General features: G+C 70.7%; 11 protein-coding genes and 2 pseudogenes. 9 read left to right on the forward strand and 4 right to left on the reverse strand.

What is annotated here, in order from left to right:
• Positions 1-301 precede the first annotated feature (301 nt).
• Positions 302-1,572: pseudogene (locus ACH4S9_RS35150) on the forward strand (RNA-guided endonuclease InsQ/TnpB family protein).
• Positions 1,573-1,605: 33 nt separating this feature from the next.
• Positions 1,606-1,788 (forward strand): annotated as a pseudogene (locus ACH4S9_RS35155) (amine oxidase); the annotation flags it as partial.
• On the opposite strand, the gene ACH4S9_RS35160 reads toward ACH4S9_RS35155, so the two are convergent.
• Positions 1,766-2,671 carry a LysR family transcriptional regulator gene (locus ACH4S9_RS35160; RefSeq protein WP_398375609.1) on the reverse strand — a complete coding sequence of 302 codons (906 nt, stop codon included), beginning with the start codon at positions 2,669-2,671 and terminating at the stop codon, positions 1,766-1,768. The pseudogene ACH4S9_RS35155 and the gene ACH4S9_RS35160 overlap by 23 nt on opposite strands.
• A 101-nt stretch (positions 2,672-2,772) precedes the next feature.
• Here ACH4S9_RS35160 and ACH4S9_RS35165 point away from each other — a divergent pair, with 101 nt between their 5' ends.
• The 4 genes from ACH4S9_RS35165 to ACH4S9_RS35180 all read left to right on the forward strand — a co-directional run bounded on the left by ACH4S9_RS35165 (position 2,773) and on the right by ACH4S9_RS35180 (position 6,516).
• Positions 2,773-3,669: an MBL fold metallo-hydrolase gene (locus ACH4S9_RS35165; protein WP_398375611.1), complete on the forward strand. Its 897-nt coding sequence runs from the start codon at positions 2,773-2,775 to the stop codon at positions 3,667-3,669.
• A gap of 121 nt (positions 3,670-3,790) precedes the next feature.
• The gene (locus tag ACH4S9_RS35170; protein WP_398375612.1) at positions 3,791-5,005 is read left to right on the forward strand and encodes a cytochrome P450; all 1,215 of its coding nucleotides are present in this window, start codon (positions 3,791-3,793) and stop codon (positions 5,003-5,005) included.
• 58 nt (positions 5,006-5,063) lie between these two features.
• A complete protein-coding gene (locus ACH4S9_RS35175; RefSeq protein WP_311730489.1) occupies positions 5,064-5,264 on the forward strand; it encodes a ferredoxin in 201 nt (66 codons plus the stop codon).
• 28 nt (positions 5,265-5,292) lie between these two features.
• Entirely contained in the window at positions 5,293-6,516 is a 1,224-nt protein-coding gene (locus ACH4S9_RS35180) for a cytochrome P450 (RefSeq protein ID WP_398375614.1), read from the forward strand.
• 178 nt (positions 6,517-6,694) lie between these two features.
• Here the strand turns inward: ACH4S9_RS35180 and ACH4S9_RS35185 are convergent, their stop codons facing one another.
• On the reverse strand, positions 6,695-7,537 hold the full coding sequence (locus ACH4S9_RS35185; protein WP_385345854.1) for an AraC family transcriptional regulator: 843 nt from the start codon (positions 7,535-7,537) through the stop codon (positions 6,695-6,697).
• Positions 7,538-7,740: 203 nt separating this feature from the next.
• Between ACH4S9_RS35185 and ACH4S9_RS35190 the strand changes: the two genes are divergently transcribed.
• From ACH4S9_RS35190 to dacB, 3 genes are all read left to right on the forward strand, one after another.
• Positions 7,741-8,571, forward strand: coding sequence for a helix-turn-helix domain-containing protein (locus tag ACH4S9_RS35190; protein WP_385345852.1), 831 nt, complete (start codon positions 7,741-7,743; stop codon positions 8,569-8,571).
• A gap of 103 nt (positions 8,572-8,674) precedes the next feature.
• The gene (locus ACH4S9_RS35195; RefSeq protein WP_385345850.1) at positions 8,675-9,694 is read left to right on the forward strand and encodes an alpha/beta hydrolase family esterase; all 1,020 of its coding nucleotides are present in this window, start codon (positions 8,675-8,677) and stop codon (positions 9,692-9,694) included.
• Between the two features lie 78 nt (positions 9,695-9,772).
• Positions 9,773-11,374 carry a D-alanyl-D-alanine carboxypeptidase/D-alanyl-D-alanine-endopeptidase gene (dacB, locus tag ACH4S9_RS35200; protein WP_385345848.1) on the forward strand — a complete coding sequence of 534 codons (1,602 nt, stop codon included), beginning with the start codon at positions 9,773-9,775 and terminating at the stop codon, positions 11,372-11,374.
• Between the two features lie 43 nt (positions 11,375-11,417).
• Here dacB and ACH4S9_RS35205 read toward each other — a convergent pair whose 3' ends face one another.
• A complete protein-coding gene (locus ACH4S9_RS35205) occupies positions 11,418-11,840 on the reverse strand; it encodes a hypothetical protein (RefSeq protein WP_385345846.1) in 423 nt (140 codons plus the stop codon).
• Between the two features lie 19 nt (positions 11,841-11,859).
• Positions 11,860-16,581: a putative T7SS-secreted protein gene (locus tag ACH4S9_RS35210; protein WP_398375617.1), complete on the reverse strand. Its 4,722-nt coding sequence runs from the start codon at positions 16,579-16,581 to the stop codon at positions 11,860-11,862.
• Positions 16,582-16,724: the final 143 nt, after the last annotated feature.

A 16,724-nucleotide genomic window follows, 5' to 3' on the forward strand; every position in this document is an offset into this window, starting at 1 on the left:
AGTGCGCGACGGGGTGGTCCCGAAAGAGCCAGAGAATCGGCGAACGACCAGGAAGGTCCCTCCGCGCGCCCTCAGGTCAGGGCCCGTTGCCTGGATGTGGCTTGCAAGTTCGTCAGCCAGCTGTACGGGACCGTTGCGGGAGCGTTCGGCGCGGCGGTGTCGGCCGAGCTGGGACAAACATGACGGCGCTTGTGTATATCAGGATTTGCATCGCAACATGACGGCATAAGTCGAACGGTATAGTGACTGCGTGACCTCGGAACGCCGCCTGGACAGACGGCAGTTCGGGCACCGTGCCCGGCTGGTGCTTAGCTCTGCTGAGATCCGGCTCATCGACGACCAGGCGCACGCGGCCCGCACCATGTGGAACTGCCTGCACGCCTGGTGGACCATGCTGTCGAAGGACAAGCGAACACTGGCCGCCGCCGACGCGGCGATACGGCAGGCTCGCAAGGAGATCGACTGGCTCGGTGTCCTGCCTGCGCAGGCCGCGCAGGCGGTACTCAAGACATACTTCCAGGCATGGAAGAACCGCTGGGAGGGTCGAGCCCAGGAGCCGAACTTCAAGGCCCGCTTCCGGTCGGTGATGAGCGTGGACATCCCGCAGGGGCGGGATTTGCAGATCACCCGAGTGCACCGCCGCTGGGGCGTGGTCAACATCCCCAAGGTCGGCCGTGTCCGCTTCCGCTGGACTCGTGACCTGCCCGTAGGGAAGAAGGCGGAGACCGACAACCGCATCACCGGAGCCCGCCTCGTGAAGGATGCGCTCGGCTGGCACATCGCCTTCCGTATCACCACTCGGGAGTCCCCACCCGCCTTCCACCAGGGACCGGAAGTCGGCATTGATGCCGGGGTGAACATCCCCCTCGCCCTTTCGGACGGCAACCACCAGGACCACGGGCGACCGCCTCGTCTTCCAGACGGAACCTCCGACCGGGATAAGTGGCTCAACCCTGATGAGAAGGTCAAGCTGCTCCGCCTGGAACGGTGGGCCGCCCGTCTCAAGCAGCACCGCGAGCCCGGACAGCGGTCCTCGAACCGGCTGCGGGCGGTATACGACCAGATCGGCAAGCTCCGAGCGAAAGCCAAGCGACGGGCAACCGACTGGCAGCACCGGACCACCACCGAGATCGCCAGGAGGTACGGCGTGATCGTGGTGGAACACCTGGACATCGCGAACATGACCAAGAGTGCCCGGGGCACCATTGAGGAGCCGGGGAAGAACGTCAAGCAGAAGGCCGGTCTGAACCGCTCCATCAGCCAGGAGGCATGGGGCCGGACGGTGACGATGCTGGCGTACAAGGCCGCCCGCTTCGGCGGCACCTGCACAAGGTTCCCGCCCCTGGCACCTCCCAGCGCTGCTCAGCCTGCGGTTTCTTCACGCCGGGCAGCCGGGAGAGTCAGGCCGTGTTCGTGTGCAAGAACCCCGGCTGCGGCTGGTCGGGCAACGCCGACTGGAGCGCCGCCCGGAACGTCTTGCACCTGTACCGGATGGGCCTCGCGCTCGTCCCGGCTGCCGGGAGGGCAGTCGTCAGGCGCTCACCCGGCGTCAAGCCCGCCGCTGCAAGGTAGGCGGGAATCTCCTTCCTGGGATTTGCCGAAGGGAGGAGAACACTTCAACTGTGCGGGGACGATGTCTTCTGGACCGGCGGCTGGGCCGACGGCGCGGTGACCACCGGGCTGAACGCCGTCTGGGGCGTGATGAGCCAGCTGGGCGGAAAGACCACCGCCGCCAACCCGGGGCCGGGCGACCGCTTCGAGGAGCTCAGGCCGATACGTCTGCCGTAGACCGTCCGGCAGTAGGGCCCGCCGAGCGGTAGAGGGCCACAGCGATGCGGACGAACGAGCGGACGAGCGGATCGGCGCCCTCGGTGTTCCAGGCGACCACGAGACGGCTGGGCGCCATGTCGGCCAGCGGCACGGTGATGAGCCCCTCGGGCAGGGTGTGCCCGAGGGGCATCACCCCGACCGTGCCGTTCCAGGCGACGGCCTGGAGACACTCCTGGGCCGTGCGGACCACGGGCCCGTCCCGGCGCTCACCGGGGGAGGTGGCGCCGGCCCAATAGGCGGACCAGAGGGGATCGGTGCCGTCGGGCAGCCGGAACCACCGGCGCTCGGCGAGATCGCGCAGCCGCACCGTGGCGTGGCGGGCGAGCGGGTCCCCGGCGCGCAGCACCACCCCGACCGGGTCGGAGCGCAGCACATGGGTGCTGATCCCGGTGTCGTCGAACGGAGCCCGGGTGAGCGCGACATCGACGAGACCGGCCCGAAGGCCCGTGGTCGGGTCGGTGAAGTCGGCTTCGCGGATGCCGACCTGGACATCGGGGTGACGCCGGCGGAAGGCCGCGACCAAGCGGTTTCCGGCCTGCTCGGCGCTGTCGGCGAGCGTGCCGATGGTCATGGTGGCGGCGCCCGCCGCGGCGGCGACCCGGGCGCGCGCCTGCTCCGCCCGGTCCAGCAGCGTGCGCGCCTCGTCGTAGAGCGCGCTTCCGGCCGCGGTGAGGGTGACCCCCGTGGCGGAGCGGTGCAGCAGCGGTGTGCCCAGCTCGCTCTCCAGCTGCTTGACGGCCCGGCTCAGGGGCGGCTGGGTCATGTGCAGACGGGCCGCGGCGCGCCCGAAGTGGCGTTCCTCGGCGACGGCCACGAAGTAGCGCAGCGAGCGAAGGTCCATCACCGGCCACGATACCCGCACGGTATCGGGCGTGCGGAACGGGTCTTGGACCGCGCGGGCGCACCGCGCTGGACTGGACGGACCTGAAAGGAGTCGGTGTCATGACCGAATACACGCTGCCCGATCCCGTGGTGCAGACCGAAGGCGCGCGGGAGCTCGCCCGTGATCTGGTGGTGATCCCGAACCGGGGCGTACAGCTGGTGCCCAACATCGGCGTCATCGGCGGTACGCACTCCGTGCTGGTCGTCGAGACCGGGATGGGCCCGGGCAACGCCGGCACCGTGCTGAAATTCGCGGCCGACTACGCGGGCGGCCGCACGCTGTATCTGACCACGACCCACTTCCACCCCGAGCACGCCTTCGGCGCGCAGGCGTTCACCGGGGCGGCGACATTCCTGGTCAACAAGGCGCAGGCCGAGGATCTGGCCACCAAGGGCCCCGGCTACCTCGGCATGTTCCGGGGGCTCGGTGAACCGGTGGCGCGGCAGCTGGAGGGTGTCGAACTGGCCATCCCGGACATCGTCTACGACACCTCGTACGACCTCGATCTCGGCGGCCGGGTGGTCCGGCTGCGCGCCACGGGCCGGGCGCACAGCAAGGGCGACCAGGTGGTCACGGTCCCGGACGCGGAGGTGATGTTCACCGGCGACCTGGCGGAGACCGGGCAGTTCGCGATCTTCCCCTGGTTCCCGCCTCACGACACCGATGTGTCCGGCATCCACTGGATCGAGGTGATACGACGCCTGGCCGCCGCCGGCTCGCGGGTGGTGGTTCCCGGCCATGGTGACATCGGCGGCCCGCGGCTGCTGGCCGACGTCCGCGACTACCTCGAACTGCTGCGGGACGAGACCTGGGTACGCCGGGACTCGGCCATGAGCGAGGAGACGATCGTCGAGGAGGTCAGGGCGCTGATGATCGAGCGGCACCCGGAGTGGGCCGGTCGGGAGTGGATCGACAAGGGCGTCGGCTGCCTGTGCTCCGAACACGCCGCCGTCTGACGGTGTGTTCGGGGCGGTCTCGGGGACGGCCGGTTTTTAAGTCATGCGCTTGACTTGAATGTTGGCGTTCCGGTTGGCTGGACGTACCGAGCCACCAAGCCCCTTGACGCAGGAGGCCGTTGTGAGTGATGCGCGCGGCGAACGGACCCTGAACTACCCCATCCCCGCCCCCGCGGCCCTGGAGCCGCCCCCGGAGTGGACCGAGCTGCGGGAGCGGTGCCCGGTCGCGCCGGTGACCCTGCCAAGCGGGGACGAGGCCTCGCTGGTCACGCGGTACGAGGACGTCAGAAGCGTGCTGGCCGACCCGAGGTTCACCCGGGAGCTGAACGCGCCCGGCGCGGCCCGGATCATCGACACCGAGTCGGGCGGGCTGTTCAACAGCCCGGTGGCGAACATCCTCGCCGCCGAGGGCCACCAGCGGTGGCGGCGGACGGTCGGCAAGTGGTTCACCGCCAGGCGCATGGCCGCGCTGCGGCCCGCGATCGAGGCGATGGCCGACCGGCTCATCGACGAGATGCTGGCCCACGGCCAACCCGCGGACCTCGTCACACACCTGGCCTTCCCGCTGCCGGTGTGGGTGATCTGCGACATGCTCGGCGTCCCGGAGGGCGAGCGCGACTCGTTCGCCCACTGGTCCGATGTCACCCTCAGCCTCACCGAGTACACCGAGGCCGAGATCGACGCCGCCCAGGCGGCGTTCACCGCGTATCTCACCCAGCTCGTCGACGGCAAGCGCGCACACCCCGGTGACGACCTGCTCAGCGAGCTGATCGCCGCCACCGACGCCGAGGGCACGCCGATGTCCGACGCCGCCCTCGTGGCCACCGCCCAGGCGCTGCTGGTCGCCGGACACGAGACCACCGCAAGCATGATCGCGAAGATGGTGGCCATGCTGCTGGCCGACCGGCGCCACTGGGAGCGGCTGCTCGCCGACCGGTCGCTGGTCCGCACGGCCGTGGAGGAGGTGCTCCGCTACGACCCCAACGGCGGCTTCGGGATCCCCCGATACCTCCACGAGGACGCCGAGATCGCCGGCGGAGTGGTCCCCTCCGGCACCACCGTGATCTGTAGCATGGCCGCGGCCAACCGCGACGAGAGCGCGTTCGCGGGCGCCGGCGAGCTCGACCCCGGCCGCAGCCCCAACCCCCACCTCGCCTTCGGCGCCGGCGCCCACTCCTGCCTTGGGCAGCCCCTGGCCCGCACCGAACTCCAGGCCGTGCTCGACGTACTGCTGCGCCGCCTGCCCACCCTCAACCTGGCGTCCGGCGCGGATGAGCTGCGCCGGGTCGAGGGGCTGGTCGTCGGCCGGCTGCGCGAGGTCCCGGTGCGCTGGTGACGCGACCGCCCGCCCTCTGATCCCCCCACCACCACCGCCAGGCCGAGGAGACACGGCAATGAAGATCACTGTTGACGATGTGAAGTGCTGCGGCGCGGGCCAGTGCGTGCTGCTCGCGCCGGAGGTGTTCGACCAGCGCGACGAGGACGGCATCGTCGTCCTCCTCGACGCGGAGCCCCCGGCCGAACTGCACACCGCCGTAAAGGAAGCGGCCAGTGTGTGCCCCGCCGCCGCGATCTCGCTCAGCGACACCGAGTGAACACGATGACTTCTCAGGACGGAGAGACATGTCCACCCCGGTGAACACGGCCCAAGACGCCTCGGCCGACCTCCCCGAGTTCCCCATGGCCAGGCCGCCCCGCTGCCCCCTCGACCCCCCGGAGGGGCTGCGCGCCCTCCAGGACGACGGCCCGCTGACGAGGGTGCGGCTGTGGAACGGCAGCACACCGTGGCTGGTGACGCGCCACGCCGAACAGAAGGCGCTGTCCACCGACCCCCGGCTCAGCGCCGACCCGAACAGCCCCGGCTTCCCGCACGCCACCGAGAGCAAGGGCGGCAAGCTCAGCTTCGTCACGATGGACGACCCCGAACACGCCCGGCTGCGCCGGATGGTCAGCGGCGCCTTCACCGTCAAGCGAATCGAGGCGATGCGCCCCCTCGTCCAGGACATGGTGGACGGCTTCATCGACGATCTGCTGGCCGGCCCCAACCCCGTCGACCTGGTCGAGGCCTTCGCGCTGCCGGTGCCCTCCCTGGTGATCTGCAAGCTGCTGGACGTGCCGTACGAGGACCACGCGTTCTTCCAGTCCAACAGCAAGACCCTGATCAGCCGGGCGGCCACCCCCGATGAGCGCCTGGAGGCCCACCAGAGGCTCTTCCGGTATCTGGACGACCTGGTGGGCAGGAAGATGGAATCCGCGGGGGACGACCTGCTGTCCGCCGTGGCCGCACGCGTCAAGGCGGGCGAGCTGTCCCGCGAGGACGCCGCCCTGATGGGCGTGCTCCTGCTGCTCGGTGGCCACGAGACCACCGCCAACATGATCGCCCTCGGCACCTTCACCCTGCTCCAGCACCCCGAACAGCTGGCACGCCTCCGCGAGACCGACGACCCCAAGCTGATCGCCTCCTCGGTCGAGGAACTGCTGCGCTACCTCACCATCGCGCACAATGGCCGACGGCGCGTGGCGCTGGCCGACATCGAGATCGGCGGCCAGGTCATCCGGGCCGGCGAGGGCGTGATCATCGCCAGCGATCTCGGCAACCGCGACGCCACCGTCTTCCCGGACCCCGACCAGCTGGACATCGCCCGCGACGCCCGGCGCCATGTGGCCTTCGGTACCGGAGTCCACCACTGCCTGGGCCAGCCGCTCGCCCGCCTCGAACTCCAGGTCGTCTACGGCACCCTCTACCGGCGCATCCCCACCCTGCGGCTCGCGACCGACGTGGACCGCATCCCCTTCAAACACGACGGCTTCATCTACGGCGTCCACGAACTGCCCGTCACCTGGTAATTGCCGGGACCAGGCCCTGTCTCCCCGATCTCTGCGGGCCCGCGACGCCTGGCACGCTCCCCCAGCTACCGCTGGGCGGTGCCCCCTCCCAGCTACCGCTGGGCGGTGCCCCCTGACGCCGCGGCCCCCGCGGCGTCAGCCGCTGATGTCACCGTCACAGAGATCGGGGAGACAGGGCCTAGGACGCCGGGGCCGGCGCGGCGAGCGACTGGTGCCGGTAGTCCCTGGGCGGCAGCCCGTACGCGCCGCGGAAGGCGCGGCTGAACACGGCGGCATGGGTGAATCCCCGGCGGGCGGCGATGCGATGGATGGGGGTGGTGTGCAGCAGGGGGTCGGTGAGGTCGCGGCGGGCGGCCTCCAGACGTTGCCGGCGGATCCAGGAGGAGACGGTCGTGGAGCCGTGTTCCTGGAAGAGCCGGTGCAGGTGGCTGACGGAGATGTGGTGTCCGGCCGCGATGGTGGCCGGGCTCAGGCCCGGGTCGTGCAGATGCTGTTGGATGAAGGCGCCGATGCGCAGCGTCAGGGATCGGCGGGCGCTCTCCGGTTCGGGGGCCGCTTCGGACTCCAGCAGTTGCGCGAAGAACGCCGACAACAGATCCAGCAGTACGTTCCCCAGCCGGGGGGCATCGGACGGCCGGAGTTCCTCGGCATGCCCGACGACCTGGGTGAGGAACCCCGTCAGCAGTGGCCCGACGCCCCTGTCGCCCGCGATCCGCCGCCCCGGAAACCGGTCGATCCCGCCGACGGGCAGCCGTGGCAGGGTGCCGGGGAAGGCGACGGACACCGCCTCGCACCGGTCCCGCCCGTCGACCGCCTCGAAGGCGGCCGACTGCGGTGGCGACACGCCGTGAACATACAGATCACCCGCCACCGACACGCTCGCCGAGCCGTCCCACGCCGCCCGCAGCCGCGTCCCGCGCAGGGGCACCAGCAACTGGTGCATGTCGGGGCGCGGCAGGCCCTCCCTCCCGGGGAGCCGCCACGTCCGGTGGGGCGGCAGCTCCACCGTCCTCACCAGCACGGATCCAAGCCTGAGTGCACGCTCGTACAAGGCGAAGTCCGTGGTGTGCCGACTCCGGAATACGGGCTTGAACACCGTGTCCCCCGTTCTTGTCGCGGTCCACGTGAGCGTCACCCGCGGCGGCGCCCCGGTGGGAGGACGCCCGTGGACCCCTTGTTGTCGCCGTCTTCCCGTGCTAGGGCGCCTTGACCGACACTGAGAAGGTGGACCGACAGGCAGAGCTGAAGGCATTCCTCCGTTCTCGTCGTGCGCGGATACGCCCCTCGGACGTCGGCCTGCCGACCTTCGGGGACCGGCGCCGGGTGCCCGGGCTGCGGCGCGAGGAACTGGCGCGGCTCGCCGGCATCGGGGTCGACTACTACGTACGGCTGGAGCAGGGGCGCAATGAGAAGATCTCCGGCGAACTCCTGGACGCCATCGCCCGCGCGCTGCGCCTGGACGAGGTGGAACGCGCCCATCTGCACAACCTCGCCCGCCCCGCCCGGCGCAACGGACACCGCTGCGACGAGCGGGCCGCGCCCGGTCTCCAGCGGCTGCTGGACTCCATGACACAGGCCCCGGCGTACGTCGTCGGCCGCAGGACACGCGTGCTGGCGTGGAACCGGCTGGCCGCCTCGGTGTTCGGCGACTTCGGAGCGGTGCCGGTACGGGACCGCAGCATGGCCCGGCTGGTCTTCCTCGACCCGGCCTCCCGCGGGCTGTACCGCGACTGGGAGGCGAAGGCCCGCGACGTCATCGCGCGGCTGCGGCTGGAGATCGGTCTGCGTCCCGACGACACGGAACTGACCGCGCTCGTGACCGAACTGTCGGACGAGAGCCCCGACTTCCGCCGGTTATGGGAGGACCAGGACGTGGTGGACAAGACCCACGGCGGCTACCGCCTGTACCACGAGAGCATCGGCCCCTTCTCCATGGACTTCCGCGCGTTACGCCTGCCCGAGGAGCCGGACCAGCTGCTCGTGGCGTACATCGTCGAGCCCGGCTCGGCCCTGGAGGCCGCCATGCGGCGCCTGGACGGGGCCGCGGGCGGGTAGGCCCGGAACCGGCTGCCCTGGGGTCGCGAACCGGCGGGGCCATTGCCGTTGTGGGGTCCCGCGCCATATCGGGGTGGCGGCCCCGCTTCTACCGTCCGCTGACATGACCAAGACAAGAGTCGCCATGGCCGTGACGGCCGCAACGCCACTGAGGCTACTGACCCTTCTGGCCGCCCTCGCCGCCGTCCTGCTGCCCGCCCCCGCCGCGCAGGCGGCCTCCGCCCGGTCCGTCCAGGCCGCCGTCCAGGAGGTCACCGGCTTCGGATCCAACCCGGGCGCGCTGAGGATGTACCGCTATGTGCCGGACGGGCTGCCCGCCGGGCGCCCCGTGGTCGTCGCGCTGCACGGCTGCACGCAGACCGCGCCCGGCTACGGAACGCAGAGCGGCTGGACCGAACTGGCCGACCGCTGGGGCTTCTCCGTCGTGCTGCCCGGACAGACCACCGCCAACAACATCAGCTCCTGCTTCAACTGGTTCCAGACCGGGGACATCACCCGCGGCCAGGGAGAAGCCGAGTCGATCAGGCAGATGGTCGACCGGCAGCTCGCCGACACCGGCGCCGACCGCGCGCGGGTGTACGTCACCGGGCTGTCCGCCGGGGGCGGAATGACCTCGGTGATGATGGCCGGCTACCCGGACCGGTTCGCCGCGGGCGGGGTCGTCGCCGGGCTGCCGTACGGCTGCGCGCAGGCCGCCGGATCGCCGTACCTCTGCATGTACGTGGGCGCGAGCCAGACCGCCGGGCAGTGGGGCGACCGGGTGCGCGCGGCGGCGCCCGCCGGATACGCCGGGCCGTGGCCCCGGCTGACCGTGTTCCAGGGCACCGCCGACTACACCGTGAAGCCCGTCAACATGACCGACCTGGTGGCGCAGTGGACGAACGTCCAAGGCACCGACCGGACCCCCGACGCCGAGGACACGGTCGGCGGCTATCCGCACCAGGTGTACACCGACGCCTCCGGGGCGACGGTGGCCGAGACGTACAGCATCACCGGCATGGGCCACGGCCAGCCGGTCGACCCCGGCACCGGCGCCGCCCAGTGCGGCACGGCCGCCGCGTACGTCCTGGACGTCGATCTCTGCGCCGCCTACCGGATGGGACGAGCCTGGGGACTCGGCTGAACCGCGGGCGCGCCCGGCGGCGGCGTCCCGTGCGCGCGCCCTGTCGCGACGCGCCGCCGTAGGGGATGCTCCGGTGGCATGAGCAGACCCGCGGATCACCTGAACCGCCGTACGAGAGGCTGGATCCGGCCCCTCGTCATCGGCCTCGTCGCCACCCTCACCTGGAGCTCACCGGCCGGCGCGGACACCTCCCGCGCCGACCTGGGAGCCGACCTCGGGACCGCCCTCGACACCATCCTCGCCGACCCCCTGCTGAAGGGCGGCGCGGCGGGGGTGGTGGTCGCCGACGCCGACTCCGGCGCCACCCTCTACCGGCACCGGCCGGACGACCGGCTGATGCCCGCCTCCAACACCAAGCTCCTCACCTCGGCCGCCGCCATGGGGCTGCTCGGCCCCGACTACACCTACCGGACCGAGGTGCTGACCGACGGCAGCCGCCGGGGGCAGGTGCTCAAGGGCGACCTGTACCTGCGAGGCACCGGCGACCCGACGATGCTCGCCGCGGACTACCAACAACTCGCCGCGCGGCTCGCCGAGTCGGGCATCAAGCGGGTCACCGGGCGGCTGATCGCCGACGACACCCGGTTCGACACCCAGCGCGTCGGCCGCTCCTGGGCCGCCGACGACGAGTCCTCCTACTACGCGGCCCAGATCTCCCCGCTGAACCTCGCCCCCGACACCGACTACGACGCGGGCAGCGTCATCGTCGAGACCACCCCCGGCGCGGCGCCGGGAGACCGCCCGAGGGTCACGCTCAACCCGAAGACCGGTTACCTCCGGATCGACAACCGCGCCACCACCGCCGCCACCGGAAGTGGTTCCACCCTCTCCGTGGAACGGCAGCACGGCTCCAACACCATCACCGTCAGCGGCGCCATCCCCGCGGGAAGCGGCCCGGCCAAGGAGTGGGTCAGCGTCTGGGAGCCCACCGGCTACGCCGCCTCGGTGTTCGCCGGCGCGCTCGCCGACCACGGCGTCAAGGTCGCCGGGGCCACCCGCCTCGGCCGGGCCACCCCGGCCGACGCGCGGCAGCTCGCCTCACACCAGTCGATGCCGCTCAAACGACTGCTGATCCCGTTCATGAAGCTGTCCAACAACATCCACGCCGAGGTGCTCACCAAGACCATCGGCTACGAGACGGCGGGCCGCGGCACCTGGAGCGCGGGCCTCGCCGTAATCTCCGACTGGCTGAAGAAGCAGGGCGTGGATGTCGGCGCGGTGCGCCAGGTCGACGGCTCCGGGCTGTCCCGGGTGGACAACATCGCGGCCGGCCGCCTCGTCGAACTGCTGCTGTCGGTCCGCGACGAGCCCTGGTACGCCGACTGGTACGCCTCGCTGCCCGTGGCCTGCGCCCCGGACCGGTTCGTGGGCGGCACCCTGCGCTCGCGGATGTGCGGCACCCCGGCGGCGCGCAACGCGCGCGGCAAGACCGGCTCGTTGACCGGCGCCTCCGCGCTCTCCGGATATGTCACCGACGCGGACGGCCGGGAGCTGGCCTACAGCGTGGTCCTCAACAACTACCTCGCGTCGTCCGTGAAGAGCGTGGAGGACGCGATCGTGGTGACCCTCGCCAAGTCCGGCGCGGATCGGGCCACCACCGCCGTCCGCCCGAGCGCGGTACCGGGCCGTGCCGGGGCGGCCGAACTCGAATGCTCCTGGACCAAGCCCCGGCGCTGCTGAACCGCGCCGGGAGCCGGGGCGGGCCGTTGTCCGCCCCGGCGCGTCACGCCCGCGGTACGGCGGTCCTCCGTGCCATGACCGCCTCGATGAACCTCTCCGGCGGGAGGTAGGAGTGCGCGGTGATGTAGTGGTGGACGAGATTGGGCGCGACCAGCCACCCGCCGTCGCGGCCCACCACCCGGACCTCGGCGCTGCCGAGGGAAACGCGGTCCTGGCCGACGTGAATGACCGCCGGGTACGGGACCTCTCCACCTGGGTGCGGGAGGCGGCAGCGGTGCCATCCGCGCATCACCATGTGGCGGTCGTCGCGGCACAACAGCGCGAGAGCCTGGACGAATTCCTCCGGAACCGCGCCCCGGGGGAATTCCTCGCCTGGTTCCAGCCACCCGATATTGACCGCCGGGGTTCCGTCGGGGACCGATCCTGTTGTGTAGGCGTAGGGGGAAAGGTCCGCGTAGTGGGTCATCGCAGTGCGCTCCTGGATCTCAGAGGACCGAGCGACAAGCGGCCCAGTGTACCCGGCCCATGTGGGGTTTCAGCAGGTCACTGAGACGGGTCTCCTCGGCGACCACTATGGCACTGCCGGAGGGAGAAATGCCGTCCGGCGGGAAAAGCGAATAGTCCTCGATGTACTGGCCCGGCTTGAAGGTGGTCGTTGGCGTGGGATTTGCTGCTTCAATATCGTACGCCTTGGGGCCCGTGATATATCCACCGTGCTCGGTGTATACGGCGACCTCTGTACCTTCGGGGACCTTGACCATGCTGGTGTCGCCCTCTCGGATGCCGCCATGACCGGCGAAGACTGTTTCGTTGTCGGGGCGGCCGAAGACATTGAAGTCCTGGGGGATATCGCCCACGTCGTCAGCCGAACTCACGTCATTCCACCCGGAACTGGAGTTGTACGGAGAGAGCCCCAGCGGGTCGATGAAGAGATGAGGGTTGGGGACGTAGGCGGCGGGGTTGGGGGCTGGGGCCAGGCCGAGGGGGTCGGGGGTGGTGTAGCGGGCGGTTTCGGGGTCGTAGTAGCGATAATGGTTGTAGTGGAGGCCGCTTTCGGGGTCGTAGTACTGCCCGGGGAAGCGCAGCGGCGTGTACGTGGTGCTGCCGCGGCTCCACGTGGTGGTGCCCCAGAGGGTGGTACGGATGCGCCAGGCGATGTCGCCGGTCTCGTCGATGAGTTCGGTGGGGGTGCCCACGACGTCGGTGACGATGGCGAAGAAGCGACGGTCGATCTCGCGCTGGCTGGTGGCCTCGGCGATGCGCTCGGTCTGTGCCACCGGCCGTACACCGTCGTGGTGCCAGGTCAGGGTCACCGGATCAGGGAGGTCAGGTGCGATGGTGGTCTGCTCGACGAGGGTGCGGCCACTCCAGGTGAAGTCCACTCGTTCCACGACGGTTTCGCCGTCGTCGGCGAGGCGTTGTTTGGCGGTGCGGCGGCCGAGAGGGTCGTAGAGGTAGCGCCAGATCGTGCCGTCGGGGGTGGTGAGGGCGGTGAGGTGGTTCTCCACGTCCCAGGTGTAGTGCCAGGTGTCGGGCTTGTGGGAGAGGCGGGTTTTCTGGCGGAGGGTGAGGCGGCCGGCGGTGTCGTGTTCGTAGCGGACGCGTCCGGCGCGGGTGATGCGGGTGCCGGTGTACGAGCGAGGGCCGGTGGTGTCGGCCCCGGGGTGCTTGTCCGGCCAGGTGGCGTGGGTCTGGTTGCCCGCCTCGTCGTAGGCGTAGGTCTCGGTCCAGCTTTCGGCGCGGACGGTGGTGACCCGGCCCGCGTCGTCCAGGTCGAAGGTGCGGGGGCCGCGCAGCTGGTCGTCGATGGCGGTCAGGTGGCCGTCGGGGCGGTAGGTGTAGGCGCGGTGTTGGAGGGTTGAGCCTTCTGCGTGGGTCAGGGTCTGTTCGGCCAGTCGGCCGGCCGGGTCCCAGATCTGCGCGAGAGTGGCGGTAGGCCCAAGCCGGCGGGTGGTTTCCCGGCCTAGCGCGTCATACGTGAAGTCGAGGGTGTGGCCACAGGTGGTGAGCGTGGTGCGGTGGCCCGCCGCGTCGTAGGCGAACGTGGATCTCGCGCCGGAGGGGGTGGTGCGGCGCACGGGGCGGCCCAGGACGTCGTAGACATGGGTCGTCACCCGGCCGTCGACCATCTCGGCCGTCACCCGGCCGATCCGGTCCCGGCGGTAGGTCAGCGCCGCGTCCGGGCCGATGGCCCCCGTCAGCCGCCCGGCCGGGTCGTAGACGAAGGTGGTGACCTGGCCGTCGGCGTCCTTGCGTACGATCCGGCCGCGGGCGTCGCGGTCGAAGGAGACGGTCTGGCCCAGGGGGTTGGTGCGGGAGATGAGTTGACCCGCCGGGTCGTACGCGTAGGTGAGGGTGCGGCCGTCGAAGTCCGTCTCGCTGAGCGTGCGGCCGGTCGGGTCGTAGGTGTAGGTCCAGGTCAGGCCCTGGGGATTGGTGACCTGGGTGAGACGCAGCTGGGTGTCGTGTGTGAACTCGTGGCGGACGCCGTCGGGGCCGGTCTGGGCGGCCAGCAGGTCGAAGTGGGTGTACTCGTAGGTGGTCAGGCCGCCGCCGGCGTCTGTGTGGGCGGTGAGGTTGCCTTCGCCGTCGTAGGTCCAGGTCTGCTGGGTACCGTCGGGGGCGGTGCGGCGGGACAGTTTGCCCTCGATGGTCCATTCGAGGTGGGTGGGTGCGCCGAGGGGGTCGGTGATGGTGGTGGGGCGGCCGAAGGCGTCGCGGTGGTAGGTGGTGGCCGCGCCAAGGGGATCGGTGATCTCGACGGGGAGTCCGGCCGGGTCACAGCGGATGTGGGTGGTGTCGCCGAGAGGGTTGGTGACGGACGCCAGGTGGCCGTGGTCGTCGTAGGTGTACTGGGTGGCGTTGCCCAACGGGTCGACAGCGGCGGTGGGGTTGCCCCGGTCGTCATACGCGTACCGCCAGGTGGTCCCGTCGGCTTCGTTGGTTTCCACCGGAAGGCCGAGGTCGTTGTACGAGGCGGTCCGTTCGGAACCGTCGGGGGCGGTGACCGAGACCGGCCGGTTGGCCGCGTCGTAGCGATAGCTGGTGGTCCGGCCGAGGGCATCGGTGTGGGTCAGGATGCGGCCGTGGCGGTCGCGATGGGTGCGGGTGGTGTGGCCTAGGGGGTCGGTGACGGCGATGACCTGGCAGCGGTCGTTCACCAGATAACGGGTCGCGTGGCCCTCGGCGGTGGTGACCGTGGTGACCCGGTGACCGGTCCGTTCATCCGTGCGTCCGTAGTCGATGCGCAGCGCTATGTGGCCCGCGGTGCCGCCCTCGGCGATGCAGCGGTCCCGGTTGTCGTAGACGTAGTCGTAGCGGCGGTCGTTGGTGTCGATCCACGCGATGATCCGGCGCTCGGCGTCGTACTCGAAGCGCAGCGGCAGCCCGGAGGAGTTGGTGACTTCGGTGAGGTTGCCGTCTGTGTAGGCGTAGCGGATGAGCTGCTGGTCGGCGCCCGCGAGGTGGAGGGCGGTGATGCGGCCGTCTTCGGTGGTGATGTTGAGGTGGTAGCCGCCGCTGTGGACGATGCCGGTCGGGGCGCCGTCGGTGTCGTATTCGAAGGTCAGGCGGTGGCCGTTGCGGTCGCTGATCTCCGCCAGCAGGGCCTCGCCGTCGCCTCCGCCCTGCGGGCCGGTGAAGTAGCGGGTGTGGCCGGTGTCCGGGTCGGTGAGTGTGTAGTCGCCCTCTGCTGTGCGCTCGAGCGGCCACCTGGGGCCGAGTTCGGGCAGGGTCGGCAGGCCGGGGGCCGGGTGGGGGTACGAGAGCAGCAGTCCGTCCTCGGCGACGAACGCCACGCCCCGTGCGCCGATTTCCAGCCGCTGATCGGCGGTGCTCGACCATGACGGGCCGAACCACCGGCCCGCCCGGTACCCCGACTCCGCCCGGCGCACGAACACCAGCGGCAACGCCCCCGGCAGCACCACGTCCCGCTGCGGCAGATACATCCGGCCCGACGCCAGGTCCACCGGGTCGGTGCCCCCGGCGGTCCGCGCCCCGTCGGGCGTGGCGTGCGGTGCCGGACCGTCCTTGGCCAGCGTCTGCAACCCCGACCGCTCAGCCCGCGCCACAGTCCCCGGCAGCCGCTCCGCAGCCGTCACCGCCGCCTTCGCCCCGCCCAGGCCCTTGGTTCCGATCAGCTCCGGCACCAGCCGGCCAAGACCCTCCGACGGGTCCTTCTGGAACGCATCCCACATGCCCTTGAGAGCCGTGCCCGGGTCATTGGCCATCCGCAGCAGGCCGGCGGCAGTGTTGTTCAGGTTCGTCGCGTACTCGGCGGGGTGAGTGATGTTGTACAGATCCAGCGGGTTCACCTGCCGCACGAAGTTCAGCAGCCCCGCCGTCCCCTTGACCACGCCACCCAGGAAATGGCTCGCGTCCAGGTTCAGCCCTTCCAGCCCGTCGCCCAGCTGCTTGGCGTAGGAGGGCTTCTTGGGCGCGGCGTCCCGCGCGCCCTCCACCGCTGTCTTCGCCACCCCATGCGCCTCATCGCGCTGCCGCCGCGCCTCCGCCAACAACTCCTGCGCGGCCTTGATGTCAGCGGCCCCCGGGTCGTGGAACGCACCCGGCTTGTCCGGCAGGCTCGACGGATCCCGCTTGTCCGCAGGCAGGCCGTTGTAGGTGTCCACTGCCTTGTTGTACGCGGTCACCTTGTCGTTGTGCGCCGAGCGGGCGTCGTCGGATGCTTTCTTGCCCTTCTTGTAGCGGCGGATCGCCTCCTCGGCCTGGCCCTGTGCCCACTCCACCGTCCCCGCGAACCGGTCCAGCGCCCCCGACGCCTTCTCACACGCGTCCGCCGCTGCGAACCACTTCTTCGGCTCGACCGACACACTCTCCCGGAAGGCATCCGCCGCCTTCCCCTTCAACGACTGTGAGCTCAGCCCCCGCAGCCCCTTGCCCACGTTGTTGAACGCGGTCTTGAAGTCGGTGAGATGGCCAGCCGTTGAGCGCAGCTTGGACGGGCTGCCGTGGATCAGCTTCTTGGCATCCTCGCTCTCCCCGAGCTGCATCTCATCGACGGCCGCGCCCAGGGCGTTCGCCGCCGAATCCGACTTGTCCCGGACCCAGTCCGCACCGCTCTGCCAGCCGACGTCATCCAGCCGGTCCGCGGTCCAGTCCCCCGCCTCGTCGATCGCCCCGCCGACGTCCTCGACCCGGTCATCGACCCAGTCCTCGACGCCGTCCGGTATGAAGTCACCAATCCCCACGCGTCCTCACCCCCGTACCGCGACCCCACCGTATTCCGGATGAGCGTACCGACCCTGCTCAGCGAGGGCTCCGTCTCGTCCGGTTTCGGGGACGCACCGCACGGACCAGCGCGTCACGTGTAGTGGGTCACCGCAGTGGACTC

The organism is Streptomyces sp. NPDC021225 (genome assembly GCF_044332865.1).
Taxonomy (GTDB): Bacteria; Actinomycetota; Actinomycetes; order Streptomycetales; family Streptomycetaceae; genus Streptomyces.